This window comes from Pseudoalteromonas sp. QJM3NY_22, assembly GCF_056173065.1.
Window position 1 is genome coordinate 2,770,930 of sequence record NZ_CM149655.1, and the last position, 25,601, is coordinate 2,796,530.

A 25,601-nucleotide genomic window follows, 5' to 3' on the forward strand; every position below is an offset into this window, starting at 1 on the left:
TGTCACAATGTTAGAAATAAAACCTATATTTAACGCCTTATGCCGCTCAAAGGTGGGCGCTGTATTACTGCTAATTCAAATTGCAATTACCACAGCCATAGTCAGTAATGCTGCATTTATCATTCAAGATAGAATTAGTTATTTAAACCAAGAAACGGGCTACCCTGAACAAGATATATTTAAGTTTAATGTAATGACCTTTGGTACTGATATTAACTTAAGTCAGCAGTTTGAGCTTGATGAAAGCATGCTTAGAAAAATGCCAGGCGTGGTCGATGCCGCATTAAGCAGTAGTATTCCACTATCAGGGAGTGGCAGCGCTTCGAGCTTTAATTTAAAACCTGCCCCACAAGAAGGCCTAAGTGTCAGGGCCGCTTATATTTTTATAGACGATCATGCTATTAATACCTACGGCGTTAACTTAATTGCAGGGCGAAACTTTACCGAAGATGAAGTGCTCGTTACAAACGAAATTACACAAAAGCGCACCAACGTCACTATAGTCACTAAAGCCCTACTTGATGAGCTCTATCCTGATGGAGATGGTTTAGGGAAAATAGTTTATTTTGGTGACCTACCACTTAAAGTTATTGGCGTGATCGGAAAAATGAAAGGCCCGTGGCTCAAAGACAGTAAACCAGATAATTTTGCGTTTATTCCTTATATTAAAGCAGAAAGTTATACACAAGTTGCCGTTCGTACTAAGCCAGGTCAGCGAGCAACTGTAATGAAAGAAATAGAAAATGCTATGCTTGCAAATTACAGCAAACGCGTTATAAATAACATTAAAGGGCTTGATGAATTAAAAAATGAGTATACCGCTCAAGATCGCCTTATGATGCGCATGCTCATAGTATTAATCACTATTTTAGTGCTTATAACCGCTCTCGGTATTTTTGGCTTAACCTTATTTAATATTAGCAAACGTACTAAGCAAATTGGTACACGCAGAGCACTTGGCGCAAGAAAGTCAGCTATTGTTAGCTACTTTTTAGTAGAAAATGCATTAATTTGTAGCCTAGGTTTAGCCTTAGGTGTAGTAACAGCAATACTACTTGGGAAAATGTTAATGCAGTATTTTTCTGTAGCCGCACTACCGCCAAGTTATATAGCCGTTACCGCCATTGCCGTATTTTTAATGAGTTTACTTGCAGTATTAGCGCCAGCTAAACGCGCTGCCAATGTTTCGCCCAGTATCGCAACTCGCACTATTTAATTATATGTAAATCACTATGCTACACTGCTTAGTAAGGCAGTGTAGCCATCAAAAAATTATAAAAATAACCTATGACTCATAAAATACTCATTGTTGATGATAACCAAGCAGTACTCGACGCACTTTCATTGTTGCTCGAGATCCACGACTTTTCGGTAGTCACTGCAACAAATCCGTTTGATGCTCTGCAAATAGTTCGCTATCAACGCATTGAGCTTGTAATTCAAGACATGAACTTTACCAGTGACACGACCTCTGGCGAAGAAGGTAAAGCGTTGTTTTATGAACTACGAGAAATAAACCCACACTTACCTATTATACTTATTACAGCCTGGACCGAACTTGCCACCGCCATTGAGCTTGTAAAAGCCGGTGCTGCTGATTACTTACCAAAACCCTGGGATGATGCAAAACTACTAGTTTGTATCGGTAACTTAATAGAGCTAGGCAGTGCTAAAAAAATAGTGGCGACACATAATCGCCATCAACAAGAACGTGAAGGTACATTTAAAAATGCAGACCTTGCTGGGCTAATATTTAAAAGTACTGCGATGGAACGACTGGTTACTATGGCGCTACAAGTGGCTAAATCTGATATATCTGCATTAATTACAGGCCCTAATGGGAGTGGCAAAGAGTGTATTGCGCATATTATTCAAAAAAACTCCCCACTTGTATCGCAACCTTTTATTAAGGTAAACGCAGGTGCATTACCGCAAGAACTTATAGAGGCCGAACTTTTTGGCGCTGAAGCTGGCGCATACACGGGGATAACTAAACAACGTATTGGTCGATTTGAAGCAGCTGATGGCGGTACGTTATTTTTAGATGAAATTGGTAATTTACCACTTTCAGGACAAATAAAATTACTACGCGTACTACAAACCGGCGAGTTTGAGCGTTTAGGCTCAACACAAACACGAAAAGTAAATGTGCGCGTTATATCGGCCACTAACGAAAACTTACTACAAGCAATTGAACAAGGTCGATTTAGGGAAGACTTATATTATCGCCTTAACGTAATTGAGCTCAATGTGCCTGCCCTGTGCGAAAGACAAGATGATGTTTTAGCGCTTATTAGCCACTTTTTACCTCACCGAGAGCTGACTATAAACACAGAGCAAGCACTTCAACACTACAAATGGCCAGGTAACGTTCGAGAGCTAGAAAACGCTTGTAAGCGTGTAGCGGTACTAAAACCTGCAGGTGCGCTTACAGTCGATGACTTTGCTCTTTCGTCACCGGTCTCTTCACAACAAAAAGCAGAGCCGACCAAACAGGAAATAGAACACGCAATGCGCGCTCATCAAGGTGTTATAGCCAAAGTGGCCCGTGAATTTGGTTTAAGCCGACAAGCACTTTACAGGCGGTTACAAAAAATGGGTATTGATTATTAATGCCAAACATTATTAGCAACTTTACCCTAAGCCAAAAGATTGTATTAATTTGCGGGCTTTGTAGCGCGCTGCCTGTTGTTATTATTGCCGCGCTAAGTGGCTTTGATATTTACTACACCCTGCTTTTAATATTACTAACGCTTACATTTAGCACCTTGCTTTCAAGAGCCATCACCAAGCCAATAAAGCTTGGCATGCAATCGCTCGAAACCGGATTACTTAATTTTAAAGATGGTGAGCTCTCCAGTCTGCTTGCGTATAAAAATAATGATGAACTTGGAAAGCTATGCCAACTTTATAATCAAACCGCAAAACAGCTTCGCCAAGAAAAACAATGGATTTACCAGCGCGAGTTAATGCTTGATAAAGTATTGCAAAGCTCGCCGCAAGCGCTACTGCTGGTCAATGATAATAATACGGTGGTATTTAGTAATTTAATTAGCCGTAGTTTATTTAATAGCGCAACTCGCCTTGAAGGTATGCAACTAAGTAAGTTACTCGAAAATTCGCCTCTGCAATTAGTAGCAGCTATAGAGCACGGTATTGATGGCCTCTTTAATATAGAAATAGAGAATCAAGACTCACAAACCTGGCATTTAGCCACTGGGGAGTTTTTACTCAATAATCAAAAGCATCATTTATATATATTTAAACAGTTAACCCGTGAACTTAGTCGCCAAGAAGTTGCCGTGTGGAAAAAAGTAATACGCATTATTAGCCACGAATTAAATAATTCACTCGGCCCCATGTCATCCATGCTACACAGCGCACAATTGCTCGCAAATAAAGTTGATGAGCCTCGCCTTGCCCATGTATTTGCAACTATTGATGAGCGAATTAGTCATTTAACTGAATTTGTACAAGGCTATGGCAAGTTTGCTAAGCTACCTCAGCCACAAAAAACGCGGGTTAACTGGCAAAACACACTCAATAATTTAAAAAACCACTGGCAATTTAGCTACGAAATAAAAAATTCGCACAATGAATTACAAGCTGATCAAACACAACTCGAGCAGCTGCTGATAAACTTATTAAAAAATTCACACGAGTCAGGCTCCAACGCCAATGAAATACATATTCAGGTCGAGTTTGTACCCCAACCAAGCATGTGTTATAAATGTGAGCGACTGCGGCAAAGGAATGAGCGAGCAAGTAATGGCAAATGCTTTAGTGCCCTTCTATTCTACAAAAAGTACGGGGAGTGGTTTAGGGTTAGCCTTATGCAGAGAAATAGCAGAAGCGCACCAAGGGCATATAAGTTTACATAACAAAATAGAGGGCGGCTTAAACGTGCAAGTGAGCCTTCCTTATTTATAAATTCACACAAATTAAAAACAACAAAGCCACTTTTAAAGTAGCTTTGTGTTTAAAGAGCTTAATAACCTGAGTTCAGGTTGAGTAATAAATTACTCTGCGTCAGCTTCTTTGTATTTAGCAGCAGTTTCTGTAATTAACGGCTGTAATTCACCGCGTTGGAACATTTCGATAATAATGTCACAACCACCAACTAATTCGCCATCTACCCAAAGTTGTGGGAATGTTGGCCAATTAGCATATGCTGGAAGCTCAGCACGAATGTCTGGATTAAGTAAAATATCAACGTATGCAAATGGTTCACCACATGACATTAACGCTTGCGATGCTTGTGAAGAAAAACCACAATTTGGTAATTTTGGTGACCCTTTCATGAAAAGGATTATTGGGTTTTCTGAAATTTGCTGTTTAATTTTATCAATGGTTTCCATCTACAACCTCAAAGTAACGATAGCTAAATATATTTTGGTCTTGAAAATAACTCATCGTGACCACAAATATATAACTTAAAATGGGCAAATAAAGCCGCAATTGAAATAGTCTTTCGCAATAGCATTGCTGTTTGCTTAAACTTGAGTAAAATACTCAACAATTATAGTAACACTATATTACCGCTTGGTATAGGTAACTGGTCTGTTTCAACAGGCATTACGTATTACCAAATGGACTATCAACCAAAGAAGATGGAGATAAAAAATGGCATTTGAACTACCGTCACTACCATATGCAATCGACGCACTTGAGCCACATATTTCAAAAGAAACACTAGAGTTTCACCATGGCAAACACCACAACACTTACGTGGTTAAGCTTAATGGTTTAATCCCTGGTACTGAGTTTGAAAACAAATCTCTAGAAGAGATCGTATGTTCATCAGAAGGCGGCGTATTTAACAACGCAGCACAAATCTGGAACCATACTTTTTACTGGAACAGCTTATCTCCAAACGGCGGCGGCGAGCCTACTGGCGCAGTTGCTGATGCAATCAACGCTAAATGGGGTTCTTTTGATGCGTTTAAAGCGGCATTAAACGATAAAGCAGTAAATAACTTTGGTTCAAGCTGGACGTGGTTAGTTAAGCTTGCTGATGGTTCACTAGACATCGTTAATACATCTAACGCTGCTACACCATTAACTGATGATGGCGTTACTCCAATCCTTACAGTGGATTTATGGGAACACGCTTACTACATCGATTACCGTAACGTTCGTCCAGATTACCTTAAAGGTTTTTGGTCGCTTGTTAACTGGGAATTCGCGAACGCTAACTTCGCTTAATTAGCCTTTAAACGCTAATGTAAAAAAGACGCTTAGGCGTCTTTTTTTGTATGTTATTCTTGTACTTTTTTCGTTTATACGTGTTGTTGTGTTCATTAGTTCAACATGATCTTTTTTCACTTAAATTTTTAATTTTATTGCACAAAAATACCAATTCGTGACTAGACTTTAAAAGGTAAGCACCTTTTTACAGCGGGTTTCGGAGGTTATTATGACGATTTTTGAGCATTACCAAGCACGATACGAAGCGGCACAGGAAGAAGAATACAGTATCGCTGAATTTCTTGAAATTTGTAAAACAGATAAGTCTGCCTATGCCAGCGCACCAGAACGTCTACTTATGGCAATTGGCGAACCAAACATGGTAGACACCGCAACCGATGCAAGACTAAGCCGGTTATTTTCTAATAGAGTGGTTGCGCGCTACCCTGCCTTTGCTGACTTTTATGGTATGGAAGACGCCATTGAGCAAATAGTCTCTTATTTAAAACACGCAGCCCAAGGGCTTGAAGAATGCAAACAAGTACTCTATTTACTCGGGCCTGTAGGTGGGGGTAAATCATCCATTGCTGAAAAACTAAAGTATTTAATGCAACAAGTGCCTATTTATTCAATTAAAGGCTCTCCTGTAAACGACCATCCTCTCTCCTTGTTTGATCCTATCGAAGATGCAGACGTACTCAGCAAAGAATATGGTATTAAACCGCGCTACTTAAAAACCATTATGTCGCCTTGGGCTGGAAAACGCTTAAAAGAGTTCAATGGTGATATTAGCCAGTTTAGAGTGGTCAAACGCTACCCTTCTATTTTAAACCAAATAGGCATTGCTAAAACTGAGCCTGGGGATGAAAACAACCAAGATATTTCAGCGCTAGTAGGTAAAGTCGATATTCGCCAGCTTGAGCACTTTGCCCAAAATGATCCTGATGCATACGCCTACTCTGGCTCTTTATGTTTAGCTAACCAAGGGCTGATGGAGTTTGTAGAAATGTTTAAAGCACCGATTAAAGTGCTGCATCCTTTACTTACCGCCACCCAAGAAGGTAACTATAACGGCACAGAAGGTATTAGTGCTCTTCCATTTAATGGCATGATCCTCGCACATTCTAATGAATCTGAGTGGCAAACTTTTAAAAACAATAAAAACAATGAAGCATTTTTAGACCGTGTTTATATTGTTAAAGTGCCTTACTGTTTACGTGTAACTGAAGAAGTTAAAATTTACGACAAATTACTTGAGCACAGCGAGCTATACAATGCGCCATGTGCGCCTGGGACACTTAAAACATTAGCGCAATTTACAACATTATCACGTTTAAAAGAGCCAGAAAATTCCAGTATTTATTCAAAGATGCGGGTATACGATGGCGAAACCCTTAAAGACACAGACCCTAAAGCTAAATCGTATCAAGAGTATCGTGATTACGCAGGTGTTGATGAAGGCATGACGGGGCTCTCTACCCGCTTTGCGTTTAAAATTTTGTCCCGAGTGTTTAACTTTGATACCACTGAGGTTGCTGCAAATCCGGTACATTTGTTCTATGTACTTGAGCAACAGATAGAGCGCGAGCAATTTTCAAGTGAAATAGAAGAGCGTTATTTAAGCTTTTTGAAAGGCTATTTAATTCCTCAATATGTAGATTTTATAGGTAAAGAACTGCAAACCGCCTATTTAGAATCGTATTCAGAATACGGACAAAACATTTTTGACCGCTATGTTATTTATGCTGACTTTTGGATACAAGACCAAGAGTATCGCGACCCAGATACGGGACAACTATTTGACCGAGCCGCGCTTAATGCCGAGCTTGAAAAAATAGAAAAACCAGCGGGTATTTCTAACCCTAAAGATTTTCGTAATGAAATAGTGAACTTTGTACTGCGTGCCCGTGCGCATAACAACGGTAAAAATCCACTATGGACAAGCTACGAAAAACTACGCACGGTAATTGAGAAAAAAATGTTCTCTAATACCGAAGATTTACTCCCCGTTATTTCGTTTAATACTAAAACGTCTGCAGAGGATCAGCAAAAGCACGAAGACTTTGTGAACCGTATGGTCGAAAAAGGCTATACACAAAAACAAGTTCGCTTGCTTTCTGAGTGGTATTTACGGGTTAGAAAATCGCAATAACCTTCATAGTCGTAGTATATAGGAGGTCAATATGGCGCATTTTATAGATAGGCGTTTAAACGGAAAAAATAAAAGTACGCTTAATCGCCAGCGCTTTATTAGGCGCTATAAAAAACAAATTAAAGAAGCGGTTTCAGATGCGATTAACAAACGCAGCGTCACTGATTCTAGCTCTGGTGAGAGTATTTCTATTCCACAACGCGATATCAGCGAACCTACATTTCATCAGGGAAAAGGCGGGAATAGAGAACAAATTCACCCTGGTAACGATCAGTTTTCTACAGGTGATAAAATTGAGCGCCCTAAAGGCGGACCAGGCGGTGGTGCCGGTGAAGGTGACGCCAGCGATTCAGGCGAGGGACAAGATGAGTTTGTATTTTCAATATCAAAAGACGAATACCTTGATTTACTGTTTGAAGATTTAGAACTTCCTAACTTACAAGAAAACCAACTTGATAAGTTAGTGCAAATGAAAACCCACCGCGCAGGATTTTGTAGCGACGGCATGCCAAGTAATATTGACATTGTCCGCTCACTTCAAGGCTCGCTTGCGCGCCGCGTGGCAATGAGTGCAGGAAAAAAACGTCGCTTAGTTGAGCTTGAAAAGCAACTTGATGCGTTGCTTGATGAACCTCATAGCGATAAATCAGCAATTGCTTTATTACAAAAAGAAATTGCAGCATTAAAAGTACAAATTAAATCGGTCCCGTTTATTGATAACTACGATTTACGTTTTCGTAATTACGAAAAGCGCCCTCATCCCACCAGCAAAGCAGTGATGTTTTGTATTATGGATGTGTCAGGCTCAATGGATCAGCCAACAAAAGACATGGCAAAGCGTTTTTATATTTTACTTTATCAGTTTTTAACGCGCAGCTATAAAGACATAGAAGTTGTTTATATTCGCCACCACACACAAGCTAAAGAAGTAGACGAACAAGAGTTTTTTTATTCCCAAGAAACTGGCGGCACTATTGTTTCGAGTGCTCTTAAATTAATGAATGAAATAATAAAAGAGCGTTATCACGCAGATGAATGGAATGTGTACGCTGCACAAGCATCCGATGGCGATAACTGGGCGGACGACACACCGCAATGTGGTGAAATTTTGCGTAATAAGCTCTTAAGCGCAGTGCGTTATTTTGCTTATATTGAAATAACCACTCGTGCTCATCAAAGCCTATGGCGCGAATATGAATCTATAACACACAGCCATAATAATTTTGCCATACAGCATATTCAAAGCGTTGAAGATATTTACCCAATTTTTAGGGAGCTATTTAAAAAAGGTCGTCAACAGCAAAACTCTGCATAGCCAAAAGCGAGGTAGCATTATGAATGATAAACGATTGAGTGATGGCCCAGATTGGACCTTTGATTTATTAGATGAGTACCAAGGTGAAATTGCTCGCGTTGCTGCTCATTACAGATTAGACACCTACCCGAATCAAATTGAAGTGATAACGGCTGAGCAAATGATGGATGCTTATTCAAGCGTTGGCATGCCTATTGGCTACAGTCATTGGTCTTACGGTAAGAAGTTTATCCAAACAGAGCAAAATTATAAGCGCGGGCAAATGGGCCTCGCTTACGAAATAGTGATAAATTCAGACCCTTGTATTGCGTACTTAATGGAAGAAAATACCCTACCTATGCAAGCGCTTGTAATGGCGCATGCATGTTACGGACATAACTCATTTTTTAAAGGTAATTACTTATTTAAAACCTGGACCGATGCAGGCTCAATTATTGATTACTTGGTATTTGCTAAAAATTACATAAGCCGCTGTGAAGAAAAACACGGTATTACACAAGTAGAAGCCCTACTCGACTCATGTCATGCATTAATGAATTATGGGGTCGATCGCTATAAACGTCCACAGCAAATATCACTCTTTGAAGAGCAAAAACGCCAACAAGAACGTGAAGAATACTTACAATCACAAGTAAACGAATTGTGGCGTACGATTCCCGAACAGCAACAGGAAACTAAAAAGAAAGAACGCCATTTCCCTACTGAGCCTCAAGAAAATATTTTGTATTTTATTGAAAAAAATGCCCCATTACTCGACTCTTGGCAACGTGAAGTGATTCGTATTGTCCGTAAAATTTCGCAATACTTTTACCCACAAAAGCAAACTCAAGTAATGAACGAAGGTTGGGCTACATTTTGGCACTACACCATCCTTAATCACTTATATGATGAAGGGAAGCTCACCGACTCATTCATGTTAGAGTTTTTACAAAGTCATACCAACGTAGTTTATCAGCCACCTTATAACAGTAAGTATTATTCAGGCATTAACCCATATGCTTTAGGCTTTAATATGATGGTTGATATTCGCAGAATATGTGAACATCCAACTGAAGAAGATAAAAAATGGTTTCCTGAGTATGCAGGCAGTAATTGGCTAGATACATTGCACTTTGCCATGGAAAACTTTAAAGATGAAAGCTTTATTAGCCAGTTTTTATCGCCGAAGTTAATTCGTGATTTCAAATTATTTACTATTATTGACCATACTAATAATCCCCATTTAGAGATTGGTGCGATACACGATGATAGCGGCTATAAAACAGTTAGAGAAGTGCTCTCCGCGCAATATAATTTAAGTAATCATGAACCTAACATTCAAGTATATGATGTTGATATTAGAGGTGATAGAGCACTTACACTTCGCTATGTACCTCATAATTGCATTCCATTGGCAAACTCACATGAAGAAGTGCTAAAACACCTTTACAGGCTATGGGGCTTTAAGGTAAAACTGGAAGAAGAGTCTAATTCTGGTGAGATTTCAACTATTGGTCAATGTCCAACAGATGACACTCGTCATACAACAGAGTGAATATAATGGATAAGAAAAAGCTTCTCGTACTGATCGACTCAGTAAATTGTGCAAAAACAGCATTAATACACGCAAAACAAAAAGCACTACAAGACAGTAAACATATTGATATTGTTGCGTTTAGCTATGAAGACACTGGTAATATATTATTTTCATTATCACCAGAGCAAGTACTTGCGATTCAAGACAAACAACTTTCATTACTCAGAGCAACATTAGAACCTCTATTAAAAAAAGAGCTAACTGATTGTGAGTATACATTTCAAACGGTTTGGCATGAATCACCAGAGCAATGGTTAAATAACGAAATAAACGCAACTAATTATGATATGGCAATAAAAACTAGGCATATTGATGCTCAAACTCAATTTAGCGAACTTGACTGGCAGCTTATTCGATTTTCACCAATACCACTTTATTTGGCCGCAGATAATAAATGGAGAAATAACTGTAATGTGTTAGCTGCTCTTGATTTAGGCAGCGAAAAGGCATCTAAGCATCAGTTAAATAAAGCTATTATTAACTGTGGCATAGATTATGCTAACTCAGAGGGCTGCGAATTTTATGCATGTTATACCGTGCACGTCTCACCTATTTTGAGAGACTTAGGTATTGTATTTTCAGATGAACAAGTACTCAATGCATTCGAAAAATTACCGGAACTACAACGTGATCTGATTAATGAATACAACTTGCGTGATAAATTACACATTAAAGCGGGCTTAGCGGAACAAGTCATACCAAGCTTGGCAGCAAAACTTGATGCTGAGTTAGTGATTATTGGCTCAGTAGGCAACGTGGGTATTAAGGGAAAGCTTATTGGCAACACAGCAGAAAAAATAATGCGCTTACTTAAAACCGATTTACTTATTTTACCCCCCCACTCAATCTAATACCAATTTTCTTAATTAAGTGCTTTATTTTGAGGTAATAAAATCGTATCAATAACAAGGCAAAAATTCGTTATTTAGTTGTTATCGCTAATTACTCTTACATTGCTCTACCTTCTGCATCCATGCAGTCGTATATCAGAAGTTTTTAACGCAGTTAACGTCAGATTTAATCACTCAAATTAATTAAATATTATTGCGCATTGGTATAAAGAGTGATTAATAAGAATGATGCTTAAGCGTCATTTTTTATATCATCAAAAACAGTGACTTTATTGCGTCCATTATTTTTAGAAAAGTAAAGAGCCCTGTCAGCGGCTTCAATCCAACGTTCATGATCTTTAAATTCATTACTAAAGCACGCAACTCCGATACTTATTGTCATCTTGATTTCAACATTTTTATAAAAGGCAGGGCTTGATTCAATCAACACCCTTAAGCGCTCAGCAAATATTTCAGCCCCTTGCTTATCGGTATCAAGTAGAGTTAATACAAACTCTTCACCACCGTAACGTCCAGCAATATCTGTTTCACGTAATGTGGTACGTAATAACTTTGCAATATGGCGTAACGCCTCATCACCACAACTATGACCATGCTTATCATTCACCTTTTTAAAGTGATCAATATCAAACATTAACAGAGAGCTACACCCTGCATTACGTTTTGTTCGTAAATACTCTTGCTTAAGCATACTTTCCCAATAACCACGATTGTATAACGTCGTTAAGGCATCGGTTTGACTTACTTGCTCAAGTCTTTTATTTAGCTCTTCTAACTCTTTTTTGTTAACTGCAATATCAGTTACATCATAAAGAATGATACAAATATGGCTAACTTCTGCTCGTATATTAGTAAGCGGTATAAATGTCGCATTTTGATACATATACTCAGCTTTGCCAGTAATTGGGCGATAGTTTTTAAAGCGAAATATATAGGGTTGTTGTTCCCAAATGGTAAACGAACGATTTTTTAGTACAAATACTGGCTCTGATTTACTTCTAAACCACTTTTCATCTATAGCAGGAAATAAATCAAATAAATCTTTATTTTTTACAGCACTTGGTAATAACCCCGAATGGTTTTCCATAAAACCATTCCACACACACACCTTATACTCCCTGTCGAGTACAACTAAACCTACATCAACGGTGTTAAACATATCCATTAACCAATGGATTTCATTCATATCTAAATCAGCAGCCATAACTTAGTCTTCTAATAGGTAAGCAACTTTGTATTTCAAAGTTTTAAGTGAATCTTCAGTAAATAACAGCATAAGGTCACAGTTAATATCGTGATTTTCAATACCATAGCTAATTTCTATAGCAAGCGTACGCTGCCAGCGCGACTTATTCGCTTTCACTAATTCAGATACATCTCTGTGCTGGCCAAGTACGATAGGATGACCTTGGCTAAACGACATATCGAGTTGTTTTGAAAGACCAGTCAAAATAGCCCCGATTAAAATATTACTTATATCCATAAGTAACTCAAGTTCCACTTTGTCGTTAAGCTCACCATCGTAATTCATCAGTGAGGCTATCTCTTTAAAGCTAGAGTCATTAAGTAATAATAATGCTTCTCCAGATACACCTCCTCCAATAAATCCCTGACAAACTCCAGAAGTGGTTGCATTATTATCAATAGAGCGTAGCGCCATATCGAGTTCACTAACCTCTAAGATATTCACATTTGGGATTGGCAGCTCAACAAACACATTAAGTAATCGCGCAAGTAAATCACCGGCTTGACCCATAGCAACATTAGTTAGCTCTTGGTATATATCTCGCACATCTGGGTCTACTTGCTCACCTAGAGAATGAGAAAGACGTTCACGCATGGCTTTATCTTTAATGCCATGGTGTTCAATAATATCGGCTAATTTTTGAGGGGAACATGGCTTTTGGATGAAATCGATAGCCCCCAGTTCAAGCACTCTTTGATGAGCATTAGGCTGTATGTCACCTGAAACTACAACTGTAAGTATATTGAGCCCAAGCTCTTTCATGGCCATTAAAACTTCATAGCCATCCATTTCTGGCATGTTTAAATCAAGGAAAAGGATTTCAGGTTCAGTTGACTTTATTTGTTTGATGCAATCAACACCATCTATCGCAAATTCAACTTTAATATCCCAATCATCAGGTAGAGAACGGGCTAATTGACGCCTCGCTAATTTTGAATCATCACATATTAATACAGATGTTGACATACTATCTCTCTATTTTAAACCAGTTATACAAACCAAAAGTGATACACACATTTTTATTATAGAAGATATTTTTGTAACTGCATGTTAACCAAAGTATAGCCTATTTACAGTTTTTTTATATGATTGAATCATTACCAATTTTATAGAGGCACAGATAATACCTTGGTTACTCCAACGCAGTATAATACACTGACGCCTATTGCGTTAATTTAAAAAGGAAACTCCTATGCTCCGCTCATTAACTTTTGCCTTAAGTATTTTTTGTTCTATGGCTTTCGCTTCTGATATCCCAGAAAACACTCTCGATATAGGTAAAGTCTCTGCACAGGGTAAGACGGTTACTTTACTCGGTAAAGGTGTATCAGTTGGTGATAACGCACCTAATTTTAAAGTTGTCGATGGAAACTTTACACCTGTCACACTGGATAATTATAAGGGCCGAGCTATTTTAATTAGTGTAGTACCAAGTTTAGACACAGGTATTTGTAGTCTACAAACAAAACACTTTAACGAAAAAGTTGCGACGCAATTTCCTGCAGTTGTCATGCTTACTATCAGTGCCGATTTGCCATTCGCTCAAAAAAGATTTTGCAAAGCTGAGAACATAGACAAAATAACTACATTATCTGATTCTGTTTGGCGCGATTTTGGCCAAAAATATGGGTTAATTATTAAAGATATGGGGTTACTAACTCGCTCAGTAATAATATTAGACGAAAACCACAGCATTATTTATAAACAACTCGTTAGTAGCCTTTCAACTGAACCAGAATACAACAGCGTAATTGAGAAGCTTAAAACGCTGTAAAGTTAATATACCCATTCGCTTAATTAAGTGATCTATTTTTAGATAAGAAAATCTTATCCATAACAAGGCAAAAAATTCGTTATTGAGTTGTTATCACTAATTGCTCCTGCATTGCTCTACTTTCGGCATCCATGCAGTCGTATATCAGAATTTTTAACGCTGTTAACGTCAGATTTAATCTCTCAAATTGATTAAGTATTCTAGACTTAAAACAAAAAACCGCCAATTGGCGGTTTTTTTAATAGGCTTTTAAATTTAACCTAAAAGCTCACCAAGTTGTGAACTTACAGCTTCAACAGCTTGTGTACCATCTAGTTTGTGGTATTGAGTGTTACCAGCCGCCGCTTCTGCTTGGTAGTAATCAACTAATGGCATCGTTTGCTCGTGGTAAATACCTAAACGTTTACGTACTGTTTCTTCAGTATCGTCCGCGCGAACAATTAAGTCATCCCCAGTTTCATTGTCTTTACCTTCCACTTTTGGTGGATTATAAACAATGTGGTAAACACGACCAGAACCAGGATGAACACGACGTCCGCCCATACGTTCAACAATCACTTCGTCAGCCACGTCAAATTCAATAACGTGATCAACCACTACGCCATTTTCTTTCATTGCATCGGCTTGAGGAATTGTGCGCGGGAAGCCATCAAGTAAAAAGCCTTTCTCACAATCCGCTTTAGTAATACGCTCTTTTACTAAACCAATAATAATATCGTCAGAAATTAGTTGACCAGCATCCATTACTTTTTTTGCTTCTAGGCCTAATGGCGTACCTTCTTTAATTGCTGCACGTAACATATCGCCAGTAGAGATTTGTGGAATACCGTATTTGTCCATTAAAAACTGAGCTTGAGTACCTTTACCTGCACCCGGCGCGCCCAAAAGAATAATGCGCATATTATTGTCCCCTAGTATGGATATTTATTTTAAAGCCTGAATTCTTCCACAAGCGCCGCCGATACTCAAGCAACTTATACTAATTGATGAGTTGTTGATGTATTTACAGCGCATTAAAAAAGGGAACACACGTTCCCTTTTATTTAAAGTACATAATTTATACTTTATCGACTGAGTAAATAGCTATTTGCTTATTTGCTTAGTTCAAGCATTAGTTTATTTAAGCGAGTAACAAACCCTGTTGGATCTTTAAGTGTACCGCGCTCTGCAAGTAATGCTTGGTCTAGTAAAACATGTGACCATTGTGCGAACTTATCTTCATCTTGTTCGTCATTTAAGTGCTTAACAAGTTGATGCTCTGGGTTTAGCTCAAACACTGGCTTTGCTTCTGGTGCTGCTTGACCAACAGACTCCATTAGCTTTTGCATTTGTGAACTCATGTCGTTATCGTCGCTTACAACACATGCTGGAGAGTCTGTTAAGCGGTGCGTAAAGCGCACTTCTTTAACGTCATCACCAAGTGCTGTTTTAATACGTTCAACAAGGCCTGCCATTTCTTTTTCAGACTCTTCTTGTGCTTTTTTAGTTTCTTCGTCGTCAAGCTTACCTAAATCTAAATCACCACGTGTGATTGACTGTAGCTGCTTATCAGCAAATTCAGTTAAGTGACTCATCATCCACTCATCAACACGGTCACTTAGTAGCAATACTTCAATGCCTTTTTTGCGGAAAATCTCTAAATGAGGAGAATTTTTCGCAGAGGTAAATGTATCAGCCACTACGTAGTAAATTTTGTCTTGGCCTTCGTTCATGCGCTCAACATATTGCTCAAGCGACACATCTTGCGTTTCTGAATCAGTATGCGTAGACGAAAAACGTAGTAGCTTACATACAGCTTCTTTATTTGCCGCATCTTCAGCTGGGCCTTCTTTCATTACTTGGCCAAATTCATTCCAAAATACTTGGTAATCGTCAGCTTTGTTTTTAGCCATACGCTCAAGCATTTTAATAATGCGCGATGTACACCCTTTACGAATAGCCTGCGTTACTTTGTTATCTTGTAGAATTTCACGCGATACGTTTAGTGGTAAATCGTTTGAATCTAATAAACCTTTTACAAAGCGAAGGTAGCTTGGCATAAACTGCTCAGCATCATCCATTACAAATACGCGTTGTACGTAAAGTTTTAAACCACTTTGACGCTCACGGTTCCATAAGTCGAAAGGTGCTTTTTTAGGAATATATAAAAGGCTAGTGTATTCAGTTTTACCTTCAACCTTATTATGTGCCCAGCTAAGAGGATCTTCCCAGTCGTGGCTCACATGTTTGTAAAATTCTTTATATTCTTCATCAGACAGCTCTGACTTATCACGCGTCCACAATGCAGTTGCACGGTTAATGCTTTCCCACTCACCTGGTACTGCTGGAATTTTTTCGCCGTCTTCGCCTTCAGACTCTGGTACTTCTGCTTTAAACATTTGTACAGGTGTTGAAATATGGTCTGAGTATTTAGTAACAATGCCACGTAAGCGGTAATCGTCAGCAAATTCTTTTTCTTCATCACGAAGATGTAAAATAATGTCAGTACCACGGCCTTCTTTTTCAATTTCTTGAAGTGTATATTCGCCTTCACCTTGAGATTCCCACTCGTACGCCGTTGTTTCACCCGCTTTACGTGTACGAACAGTTACTAAATCGGCAACAATAAATGCTGAGTAAAAACCAACACCAAATTGACCAATCAGCTGTGAATCTTTACTTTGATCACCCGTTAAGTTTTTGAAAAACTCAGCAGTACCTGACTTTGCAATAGTCCCTAATGAGCTAATTACTTCATCGCGCGTCATACCAATACCATTATCAGAAATGGTAATTGTATTTGCTTCTTTATCTGCGCTAATACGCACACGTAAATCAGCGTCGCCTTGGTATAGATCGCCTTGAGATAGCGCTAAAAAACGTAACTTGTCTGCCGCATCTGATGCGTTTGACACAAGTTCGCGTAAAAATATTTCTTTATTAGAATAAAGAGAATGAATCATTAAGTTTAATAATTGTTTTACTTCTGTTTGAAAGCCTAATGTTTCTTTTTGAGCTGCAGTCATTTATATATCTCCAATTTGCAAAGTGTCTGCGTTATGCACTTAATATGGGGTGAGGTGATAAAACTTCAAGGGAAAAATTTAAAAAAGGTAAAACGAAAGGACTTAATGCTTAAATTCAAAAATTATTATTAAAGACTTAAAAAACAAAATAAACAATTAAACCACTTTAAAGTAAAGTCATACGGGCTCGTATTTATTAAACACCTCAGTATACTGACTCACTCACTGAGGTGTTATTATGGCTCTACTTCATCAACTTTTACTTAGGCAGTTTAGCCAAACCAAGCTGTTCTAAAAATTCATTATGTTTGTTTAATGCACTTACAATATCTTTTTCAATATTATGTAAGTCTTTATTTACTTCAGCGATATTAACTTTTATCTCAGCCTTTGCAGTACTCACATAACGCGAAATATTCAGGTTAAAGTCGTTTTTCTCAATCTCTGCCATCGATACGCGGCGTGAATAACGCTCTTCTTCACTGCGTTCTTTATACGTATTAACAATTTTTTTAATGTCGTTAGGCTCATCGCCTTTGCCTTCACGTAAAGTGTTCTGGCGCTTGCCCTTTTCATAATGCTCACTGGCGTTAATAAACAATACATCATCATACTTTTTGCATTTTTTCAGCACGATAATACACACCGGAATACCCGTTGAAAAAAACAAGTTCGCAGGTAAGCCAATTACCGTATCTATGTGACCATCGTTGAGCAGTTTAGTACGAATACGTTGCTCTGCGCCGCCTCTAAACAGCACACCGTGGGGCAAAATAATTGCCATGGTGCCCTCGTCACTTAAAAAGTGAAAGCCGTGCAGTAAAAAAGCAAAATCAGCGGCGGATTTTGGCGCTAGGCCGTGGCTTTTAAAGCGAAAATCTTCGCCCTGTGCTTCACTTGGATCCCAGCGGTAACTAAATGGCGGATTAGCCACTATAGCATCGAATTTTAGCTTTTTAGCGGGGTTCATCTCACTGAGCATATCCCAGTCATTTAATAAAGTATCCCCGTGGTGAATATCAAATTCGGTGTCTTTTACGCCGTGTAGTAGCATGTTCATGCGCGCAAGGTTAAAGGTGGTGATGTTTTTTTCTTGGCCGTAAATTTTACCGACACTACCGCCTTCTTTAACAATGATCTTGCGCACATTGAGCAATAACGAGCCTGAACCACAGGCAAAGTCTAATACTTTGTTGAGCTTTTTCTTTTTACCGGTTTTGGGCTCTTGGCTGTCGAGGGTGACAATTTCCGACAAAATTGTCGAGATAGGCTGTGGGGTGTAAAACTCACCGGCTTTTTTACCTGAGCCTGCGGCAAATTCCCCAATTAAATATTCATAAGCGTCGCCCAAAATATCGCTGTCGGTAGAAAACCCAGCAATGCCTTCAGAGATTTTTTGAATAATACTACAGAGTTTTTTATTGCGTTCGCTGGGGGTTTTGCCTAACTTTTCCGAGTTTAAATTAATCTCAGAGAACAAGCCTTTAAAATTACTGTTAAAGCTTTGCTCTTCAATGTATTTAAAGCCGGCCTCTAAGGTTTGCAGTAACTCACTGTTTTGAGTGCGCGCCAGTTCGGCGATGTTGGTCCACAAATGGCGCGGTTCAATCACATAATGCAGTTTACGGCGCATCTGTTTTTCAAACTCGCTGACATCATCGCTATTGTCTGTATACCACAGGCTCAATGGCGCGGTTTTGTCGTCTGCTGTTAGGCTTGGGTAATCACGACCAAGCTCTTTTTGCGCCGCCGTTTCGTAGTTATCTGATAAATAACGTAAAAACAAAAATGATAACATATAGTCACGAAAGTCATCGGCGTTCATCGCCCCGCGCAGGCTATCGGCAATATCCCACAGGGTTTTGCCTAAATCTTTAAGTTGTTCTTGGGTCATAGTATCTAAATTCTTATAAGTTATGGAAGTTCGATTTCAAATCGTTCTAAATAATTCTTTAATATTGTTTCAAAGAGCCGCTTATTATCATCGAGCATGGGTCTTGGTTGCCAAATAGAATAGGCGTCTCTATGACTGAAAATATTGAGGGCGCGCGCATGCAGCGCTTCGTCCTCAGTATCTAAACAATATGAGATGTCGCCATTTCCAAAAAAATTCGATGTTTTTTCAAATATGGTTCTTAAAGCATTAAAGTGATAGGTAAATAAATCGCCTGTTTCAGCAGCTTTATTTAACTCGCTTAAAGTCGCAATATGATGATAAAAAGGAGTATCATCAGTAGCTTGCAGGGTATAGCTATTGTCAGCCTTGTTAAGAAGATAGGTTTTGTGTTTGGTCTTTTTTAATTCATTGCACATAATATTAAAAAAGAGACCGTGATGTGAAGAAATAACCGTTTTGATTGTATATTTCTCATCTTCACCTTTTGCTCTTCTTAACAATTTAGCCAAATCGGTTGCGACTTTTATAGTGTTATTGTCATCTAATGATGAAACAGGGTCATCAATGTAGAAAAATTTAACCCAATTATAAGTTTCTGCCCCATCCAGTGTTACTTCGCAAATAGAAAGAAAAAAGCACCAAATAAATATATTTTCTTCGCCACGAGAAATTTTAATATTATCTTGAACTATCTTTTCAGGTTCATCCGAACCGACTCTAAATTTAGGGTTTGCAACTTCTTTTTTGAATGTGATTTTCCATTTTTGATAGTTAATATCAAAAGAGAATGTCGTATAACGTGAAAGGTATTTCTCAATTCTTACCTCTAATGCTAGGTTGTCTAATCCTTTAAAAAATTCTGAATTTTCATTAAACATTAATGCTCTATCTGAGTCACCTATTAAGTCATTATCCCAAATGAACAAATCTTCAGTAAAAGCATTAAAGTAAAGAGTGTCTCTAGCTATGCCTTTTTTACGTTTGCCAACGTCTTTAAATTCCATAGAAAGGCGGGTTTTACCTGTGCCGTTGTAGGCATAAAGTAAAACAAAATCACTCCCGCCATTATCAGAATCACGAAGATCATCGCGAAGACGAGTAACAGCATTACGCAGTGATTTATATTTATTGATTTTGGGTTTATTGCTCATACACTGACCTCATTAACCACAGGAAACAGTTGCTGCATTAAGCCTTGTTTGTGTGTTTTAAGTGCGTCGATTTTTTGGCTTTGCGCAGTGATTAATTCATCAATAGATGATAAGCCGTCGGCAATTTTTTTCTGCTCTTCAACGTTTGGCGGGATCGGGATTGAAAACGAGCGAATCTGAGCAAAATTAAGCCCTTCCCTATTCCCTCCTGCCTGAAAGCTATCAATTTGTAACTGTCCATTTGAAGATAGAATAAATTGGCAGAGATAAACTGGGTGAAGTTCTTTGAGTTTTGTTCTGATAATACAGACATGCTGATTTACGTTACCACCGGTGACGCGCTGATCCGCAATAGCAGTTCGGCCTATTGATGCACCTGTAATATTCAGAAGTACGTCACTTTCTTTAATTTCTGTACCTGAAAAAGATTGATGCACCTCTTCCTCAATGTAAGCAATATTGTCAAGGAGCAAACTGCCCCATCCAATATTTTGACTTCGGACAAATGGCACTCCGGCTGATTTATAGTTCTTATCCCCACCTCTGGGTGTGATACCACTTCCCACTTTTTTAGCTTTACTACCTAGGTCATCAAAACACCAATCACCATCACCTCTAAATGCAGGAAATCTGAGTTTGGGGACGGTTTCACCTTCGGCGGGGAAGAGTTGTTGCAATAAGCCTTTTTTATGGGCTTTTAAAGCAGTTAGTTTTTGAGTATGCGCATTCACCAGCTCATCGAGAGACGAGAGGCAATCAGCAATTTTTTGTTGTTCAACTGGTGTTGGCAATGGAATGCAAAATCCTCGAATACGCTCTAATGAAAGTTTAGGTTGAGCATTATTCGTAATCGAAGATTTTATTTTATTTTGTAGCTTATCACTGGACAAATATTGCAATAAGTATTTCTTATTTACATCTTTTACGATAATTTTGTTAGCGTTTTCTGTCAAGTTTGCATTATCTAACTCATCAGGAATTTCACCAACAATTCCTATTGTTCCAGCAACAGTTATAAATAAATCATTTTTTGATATTTTATAATTTTTGATTAGTTGCTCTATTTCTTTCGTGATAAATAAAACAGAAGATGGATCAACTCCTCCCATATACATGTCTGTAACTCTTATGTATGGGTGGCCACCAGTGCCATCTTGTACTAACGAGTGACCTTTGGGAATTCTTTTTCCTCCTTTAACATCACATATATCTGATAAAAGAACAACTTGCCACCTTTTCTCATTTTTAAACTCAGGAAACCTCAACTCTGGTACTAGGCCTTTTTCCGTGGGTTTATTCATTGTTTTCTCCTTGCCTTGGCGCGGGTTCAGCCATTTGCTCAATATCTAATTCGTCTTGCGCTGGCAGGTCTTGTAATAGCTGATGCAGTTTAGCCTGCAGCAGCTGTTTATCGGGCAATTGGCACTGGTATTGCGCAACCAGTGTGGGTGATAGGTTACGCGAAAGGGCGTATTCGACCACTTCGTCGTCTTTATCGCGGCACAGTAACACACCTATACTGGGGTTTTCGTGGGGCTTTTTGACATCGCGGTCGAGTGCTTCGAGATAAAAGTCGAGCTGGCCTAAATGCTGTGGGCTAAATTTACCAATTTTTAGCTCAAAGGCGACCAGTGCGGCAAGGCCACGGTGAAAAAATAATAAGTCGATATAAAAATCTTGGTTGCCCACTTGTAAGCGGTATTCTTCGCCAATAAAAATAAAGTCTTTTCCGAGCTCTAAAATAAAAGTTTTTAGGTTTTTTATAATGGCGCGTTGCAGGTCGCTTTCGCTGTGGCTGCTGGGCAAGCCTAAAAACTCTAAAGTGTAGCTGTCTTTAAAGATGCTTGGGCTACTTGGGTGCGATTGTCTCAGCACTGCTGAGAGTTTTGGTTGCTCGCTTAGGCTGCGCTCAAAATGGGCGGCGTTTATCTGGCGCTCTAGCTCACGGCTACTGAGCTTTTCATTTTGCACTAGGGTTAAATAATATTCGCGCTCAGCACCGCTTTTACAGCGCGAAAATATAATGGTGTTGTGGGTCCACGGTAATGCTCTCACCCGTGGTGAGAGTGCTGTATCGTGTTGATAGGTTTCGTGAAACTGCTTCATACGCCAGAGATTTTTATCGCTAAAGCCTTTTATGTCGGGGTCTTGGTTGGCAATATAGGCGGCGAGTTGCTTGACCACGCCTTTGCCCCAACTTTGTGATGCGACTTTTTCGCTAATGATTTGCCCGACTGACCAATACAACTCAATTAACGCGGTATTTACTTGAGCAAATACCTGCTGGCGGGTTTGCTGAATATGCGCGAGCAAGTGTGCAAAGGTTTGCTCGTCTAGCTCTTGCAGCTGTTTATTTTGCTTATTTGTAGGCTGGTTAATAGACTTATTCATACGCTGCAAGCCCTGATATTTCACGCCCTTGGGCAAGTTTATGTAAATAAGGAATTAAGTCTTCCATTAGCGCGAGCTCTTTTTGGGTGCGGGCTTTCCAGCCTAAATCAAGCGGGGCAAGTAAGTCGCTGAGTTGTTCGCCATCAAAAATCATGTGCTGCATTATGCCATCAACAAAGTCTTGTAAGCTTTGTGGTGCGAGCTCATGGTTTATAGCCAGTTGCTTTAATTCGTTAGCGGCTTTAGCGGCCTTAAATTTTTGAAAGCCGATTTTAATTTGTTCTACATTCAAGGCCACACCCGTTGGCAGGTTTTCGATGTAGGCAATAATGTCGTCGCGGTCGTCCATTAAATTAGCTTGTGCGCTGATCAAATCAATCAACTCTTGGCGAGTCATTTTGTGTTTGCTAGTACCTTGGCCTGCGGTTTGGGTCGATTGCGCAATTAAGCCCATGATGTAGTCGTAATCAATTAAGGCTGAGGCAAACAAAACAAATTCAAATTCGAGCTGCTCTATGGTTTCGTCGAGTTCGCCGTTATTTTTGTCTTGCTTACGCTTTAAGCCTTTGGCTGTTTCGAGGTAAACCCCTTTAAAGCTTCTGAGGTTGTCGATTGGCATGGCTGCTTCAATGCTTTGCTGTTGTGCTTGGTCGAGCTCGGTGTATTGATCTATTTGTGTTTTGAGCTTTTGCACTTCTTTAAAGTGGTTAATAAATTCGGCTTTGGCGGTGTCACCATTGAGGTTTGCTGCTTCTGATGGTGTGCAATCAAGCCCTTTGCTTTGCATAAAGGTTTGCAGTTTGGTGATGGCTTGTTGGTATTTTTCAACCACGACGGGCGCGGGCTCAACTAGCCAAATTTCTTTAGCGCGATCTTTTGCAGCACCAGAGAACAGCTCTATAGCTTGGTTTACTTGTTTTTCTTGGCCGCGAAAATCAAGAATATTGCCCCACGGTTTACTGTCGTTAAGTACGCGGTTGGTACGCGAAAATGCTTGAATTAAACCGTGATATTTAAGGTTTTTGTCAACATACAGGGTATTGAGGTATTTGGAGTCAAACCCTGTGAGTAGCATATCGACCACAATAACGATGTCTATTTTATTTTTATGGGGGTAGTCGGCGTTGTTGTATTTTTGGTCTTTAATACGCTGCTGTACATCTTGATAGTACAAGTCAAATTCATTAATGCTGTGGTTAGTGCCAAATTGTTGGTTGTAGCTTTCGATTATGGCAATCAGCGCGGCTTTTTTTTGTTCAGGCTCTTGTTGGTTGTCGAGCTTTTCTTGCGGCAGGTCTTCTTGCAGCTGTTTTATGTCTTTAACATTTTTGTCGGCATTGTGCGCTTGGCCGTCATCGGTATTTTTAGGTGGCTGTGCAGGTGGCGAAAATACACAGGCAATATTAAGTGGAATAAAACTTTCGTCTTCGGCTTGTTTTTGCGCTTGTTGAATTTTGAATTGCTCAACGTATTCAATGGCGTCGTTAATTTTGGCTGTAGCGAGCACGGCATTAAATAACCGGTTGTTAGTTGCTGCGTTGTGCTTGACTAAAATTTCTTTTACGACGGCTTCTGGCGGTGGTGTTACCGTGTCTACTTTACCGGTATTGTCTGGACTTATGCTGTTTTTGCCAAAAAAATCAATGTGAAAACTCAGTACGTTTTTATCATCAATGGCGTTGGTGATAGTGTACGCATGCAGTTCGTTTTCGAAAATATCTTTGGTGGTTTTAAAAGAGCCTACCGTGCCGTCGATTTGAGTGTAATTTGAGTTGTCGTCAAAAATGGGCGTGCCTGTAAAGCCAAATAACTGTGAATTTGGAAAAAAGTTTTTAATGGCTTTATGATTTTCGCCAAATTGTGAGCGATGACATTCGTCAAAAATAAACACCACACGCTTATCGCGCAGTGGTTCTAGGCGTTCTTTAAAGGTTTGTTGGCCATCTTTGAGTTTGCTTTGATTGCGTTTGCTGTTTTCATCCAGCGCGAGGCCAAGCTTTTGGATAGTGGTGACGATTACTTTGTCGGCATAGTCTTCTGACAACATGCGTCGTACTAGGGTTTCTGTATTGGTGTTTTCTTCTACGCAGCCGTCTTGAAATTTGTTAAATTCTTCACGAGTTTGACGGTCGAGATCTTTACGGTCAACCACAAACAGGCATTTATCTACATCTGGGTTGTCTTTTAATAATGTAGAAGCTTTAAACGAAGTTAAAGTTTTACCTGAGCCTGTGGTGTGCCAAATATAACCATTGCCACGGTTTTCATGTATGCAGTTGACAATCGCTTGCACGGCATAAATTTGATATGGGCGCATCATCAGCAGTTTTTGCTCTGATTGCACTAAGACCATGTAGCGGCTGATCATTTCTCCTAACGTGCATTTAGCTAAAAAATAGTCAGAAAAGTCGTGTAGATGGGCAATTTTTCTGTTGTTATCATTAGCTAATTGATAAATCGGCAAAAAGCGCTCATCGGCATTAAAGCTAAAGTGTTCGTTACGGTTGTTGGCAAAATAATAGGTTTGGTTTTCATTACTGACAATAAACAGCTGCATAAAGCACATTAGAGTACTGCCGTAGCCGTTACCTGCATCGTTTTTATAGTTAACGATTTGCTCCATAGCGCGACGAGTCACAATTTGATGATTTTTTAGCTCTATTTGAACCACCGGCACGCCGTTGATCAGCAAGATCACGTCGTAGCGATGGTGGCTGTCATCGTGGTTAATGCGTAGCTGATTGATTACTTCAAATTCGTTTTTACACCAGTCTTTTATGTTCACTAAGGTGTAGTGCAGAGGCGTGCCATCTTCACGTTGGAAATAACCGCGCTCTCGCAAGGTTTTAGCGGCACTAAACACATCATTGGTGATTATTTCTTGTAGTAAACGCTTGAATTCTTTATCGGTTAAATTAACACGATTTAGGGCTTCGAATTTTTCACGAAAATTTTGCTCGAGTGCACTCTGACTGCGAATGTCAGCTCGGTAGGTGTATTTGAGATCTGTAAGCTTAGTTATTAACTCATTTTCAATTTGTTGTTCTTTTTTCATT

The 25,601-nt window shown here is 39.2% G+C and carries 18 protein-coding genes and 1 pseudogene; 9 read left to right on the forward strand and 10 right to left on the reverse strand.

Going from position 1 to position 25,601, the window contains the following annotated elements; translation table 11 throughout:
• Positions 1-7: 7 nt before the first annotated feature.
• The 3 genes and pseudogenes from AC0VZ4_RS12515 (at position 8) to AC0VZ4_RS12525 (ending at position 3,930) form a co-directional block, all read left to right on the forward strand.
• Positions 8-1,216, forward strand: a complete 1,209-nt coding sequence (locus tag AC0VZ4_RS12515; RefSeq protein ID WP_475439830.1) for an ABC transporter permease — start codon at positions 8-10, stop codon at positions 1,214-1,216.
• A 71-nt stretch (positions 1,217-1,287) separates the two neighbouring features.
• Positions 1,288-2,613, forward strand: coding sequence for a sigma-54-dependent transcriptional regulator (locus tag AC0VZ4_RS12520; protein WP_475439831.1), 1,326 nt, complete (start codon positions 1,288-1,290; stop codon positions 2,611-2,613).
• A pseudogene (locus tag AC0VZ4_RS12525) lies at positions 2,613-3,930 on the forward strand (sensor histidine kinase). The gene AC0VZ4_RS12520 and the pseudogene AC0VZ4_RS12525 overlap by 1 nt, the downstream one beginning before the upstream one ends.
• Positions 3,931-4,019: 89 nt before the next feature.
• Here AC0VZ4_RS12525 and AC0VZ4_RS12530 read toward each other — a convergent pair.
• Positions 4,020-4,358 (reverse strand): Grx4 family monothiol glutaredoxin, encoded by a 339-nt coding sequence (locus AC0VZ4_RS12530; protein ID WP_004335359.1) that lies wholly within the window; start codon positions 4,356-4,358, stop codon positions 4,020-4,022.
• 265 nt (positions 4,359-4,623) lie between these two features.
• On the opposite strand from AC0VZ4_RS12530, the gene AC0VZ4_RS12535 reads away from it, so the two are divergent.
• The 5 genes from AC0VZ4_RS12535 to AC0VZ4_RS12555 all read left to right on the forward strand — a co-directional run bounded on the left by AC0VZ4_RS12535 (position 4,624) and on the right by AC0VZ4_RS12555 (position 11,081).
• Positions 4,624-5,205, forward strand: coding sequence for a superoxide dismutase (locus tag AC0VZ4_RS12535; protein ID WP_024611616.1), 582 nt, complete (start codon positions 4,624-4,626; stop codon positions 5,203-5,205).
• Positions 5,206-5,416: 211 nt separating this feature from the next.
• Positions 5,417-7,339 carry a PrkA family serine protein kinase gene (locus tag AC0VZ4_RS12540; RefSeq protein WP_008138405.1) on the forward strand — a complete coding sequence of 641 codons (1,923 nt, stop codon included), beginning with the start codon at positions 5,417-5,419 and terminating at the stop codon, positions 7,337-7,339.
• A gap of 31 nt (positions 7,340-7,370) precedes the next feature.
• Positions 7,371-8,654 carry a YeaH/YhbH family protein gene (locus AC0VZ4_RS12545; RefSeq protein ID WP_475439832.1) on the forward strand — a complete coding sequence of 428 codons (1,284 nt, stop codon included), beginning with the start codon at positions 7,371-7,373 and terminating at the stop codon, positions 8,652-8,654.
• A 19-nt stretch (positions 8,655-8,673) separates the two neighbouring features.
• Positions 8,674-10,188 (forward strand): SpoVR family protein, encoded by a 1,515-nt coding sequence (locus tag AC0VZ4_RS12550; protein WP_008138409.1) that lies wholly within the window; start codon positions 8,674-8,676, stop codon positions 10,186-10,188.
• 5 nt (positions 10,189-10,193) lie between these two features.
• Positions 10,194-11,081: a universal stress protein gene (locus AC0VZ4_RS12555; RefSeq protein ID WP_475439833.1), complete on the forward strand. Its 888-nt coding sequence runs from the start codon at positions 10,194-10,196 to the stop codon at positions 11,079-11,081.
• A 232-nt stretch (positions 11,082-11,313) separates the two neighbouring features.
• On the opposite strand, the gene AC0VZ4_RS12560 is transcribed toward AC0VZ4_RS12555, so the two are convergent.
• Positions 11,314-12,285 (reverse strand): sensor domain-containing diguanylate cyclase, encoded by a 972-nt coding sequence (locus tag AC0VZ4_RS12560; protein ID WP_007375852.1) that lies wholly within the window; start codon positions 12,283-12,285, stop codon positions 11,314-11,316.
• Positions 12,286-12,288: 3 nt separating this feature from the next.
• Positions 12,289-13,293 carry a response regulator gene (locus AC0VZ4_RS12565; RefSeq protein WP_007375853.1) on the reverse strand — a complete coding sequence of 335 codons (1,005 nt, stop codon included), beginning with the start codon at positions 13,291-13,293 and terminating at the stop codon, positions 12,289-12,291.
• A 226-nt stretch (positions 13,294-13,519) separates the two neighbouring features.
• Here AC0VZ4_RS12565 and tpx point away from each other — a divergent pair, with 226 nt between their 5' ends.
• Positions 13,520-14,101 carry a thiol peroxidase gene (tpx, locus tag AC0VZ4_RS12570; RefSeq protein ID WP_007375854.1) on the forward strand — a complete coding sequence of 194 codons (582 nt, stop codon included), beginning with the start codon at positions 13,520-13,522 and terminating at the stop codon, positions 14,099-14,101.
• Between the two features lie 255 nt (positions 14,102-14,356).
• Here tpx and adk read toward each other — a convergent pair whose 3' ends face one another.
• The 7 genes from adk to AC0VZ4_RS12605 form a co-directional block, all read right to left on the reverse strand.
• Positions 14,357-15,001 carry an adenylate kinase gene (gene adk, locus AC0VZ4_RS12575; protein ID WP_007584076.1) on the reverse strand — a complete coding sequence of 215 codons (645 nt, stop codon included), beginning with the start codon at positions 14,999-15,001 and terminating at the stop codon, positions 14,357-14,359.
• A gap of 191 nt (positions 15,002-15,192) precedes the next feature.
• Positions 15,193-17,106 carry a molecular chaperone HtpG gene (gene htpG, locus AC0VZ4_RS12580; RefSeq protein WP_475439834.1) on the reverse strand — a complete coding sequence of 638 codons (1,914 nt, stop codon included), beginning with the start codon at positions 17,104-17,106 and terminating at the stop codon, positions 15,193-15,195.
• Positions 17,107-17,365: 259 nt separating this feature from the next.
• Complete coding sequence (locus AC0VZ4_RS12585; RefSeq protein WP_475439835.1) at positions 17,366-19,000, reverse strand: type I restriction-modification system subunit M; 1,635 nt, start codon at positions 18,998-19,000, stop codon at positions 17,366-17,368.
• Between the two features lie 20 nt (positions 19,001-19,020).
• Entirely contained in the window at positions 19,021-20,154 is a 1,134-nt protein-coding gene (locus AC0VZ4_RS12590) for an AAA family ATPase (protein WP_077537686.1), read from the reverse strand.
• Positions 20,151-21,455, reverse strand: a complete 1,305-nt coding sequence (locus tag AC0VZ4_RS12595) for a restriction endonuclease subunit S (RefSeq protein WP_475439836.1) — start codon at positions 21,453-21,455, stop codon at positions 20,151-20,153. Before AC0VZ4_RS12595 ends, AC0VZ4_RS12590 begins: the two co-directional genes overlap by 4 nt.
• Positions 21,448-22,545 carry a PDDEXK nuclease domain-containing protein gene (locus AC0VZ4_RS12600; RefSeq protein WP_475439837.1) on the reverse strand — a complete coding sequence of 366 codons (1,098 nt, stop codon included), beginning with the start codon at positions 22,543-22,545 and terminating at the stop codon, positions 21,448-21,450. Before AC0VZ4_RS12600 ends, AC0VZ4_RS12595 begins: the two co-directional genes overlap by 8 nt.
• A complete protein-coding gene (locus AC0VZ4_RS12605; protein ID WP_475439838.1) occupies positions 22,538-25,600 on the reverse strand; it encodes a type I restriction endonuclease subunit R in 3,063 nt (1,020 codons plus the stop codon). The genes AC0VZ4_RS12600 and AC0VZ4_RS12605 overlap by 8 nt, the downstream gene beginning before the upstream one ends.
• Between the last annotated feature and the right edge of the window lies 1 nt (position 25,601).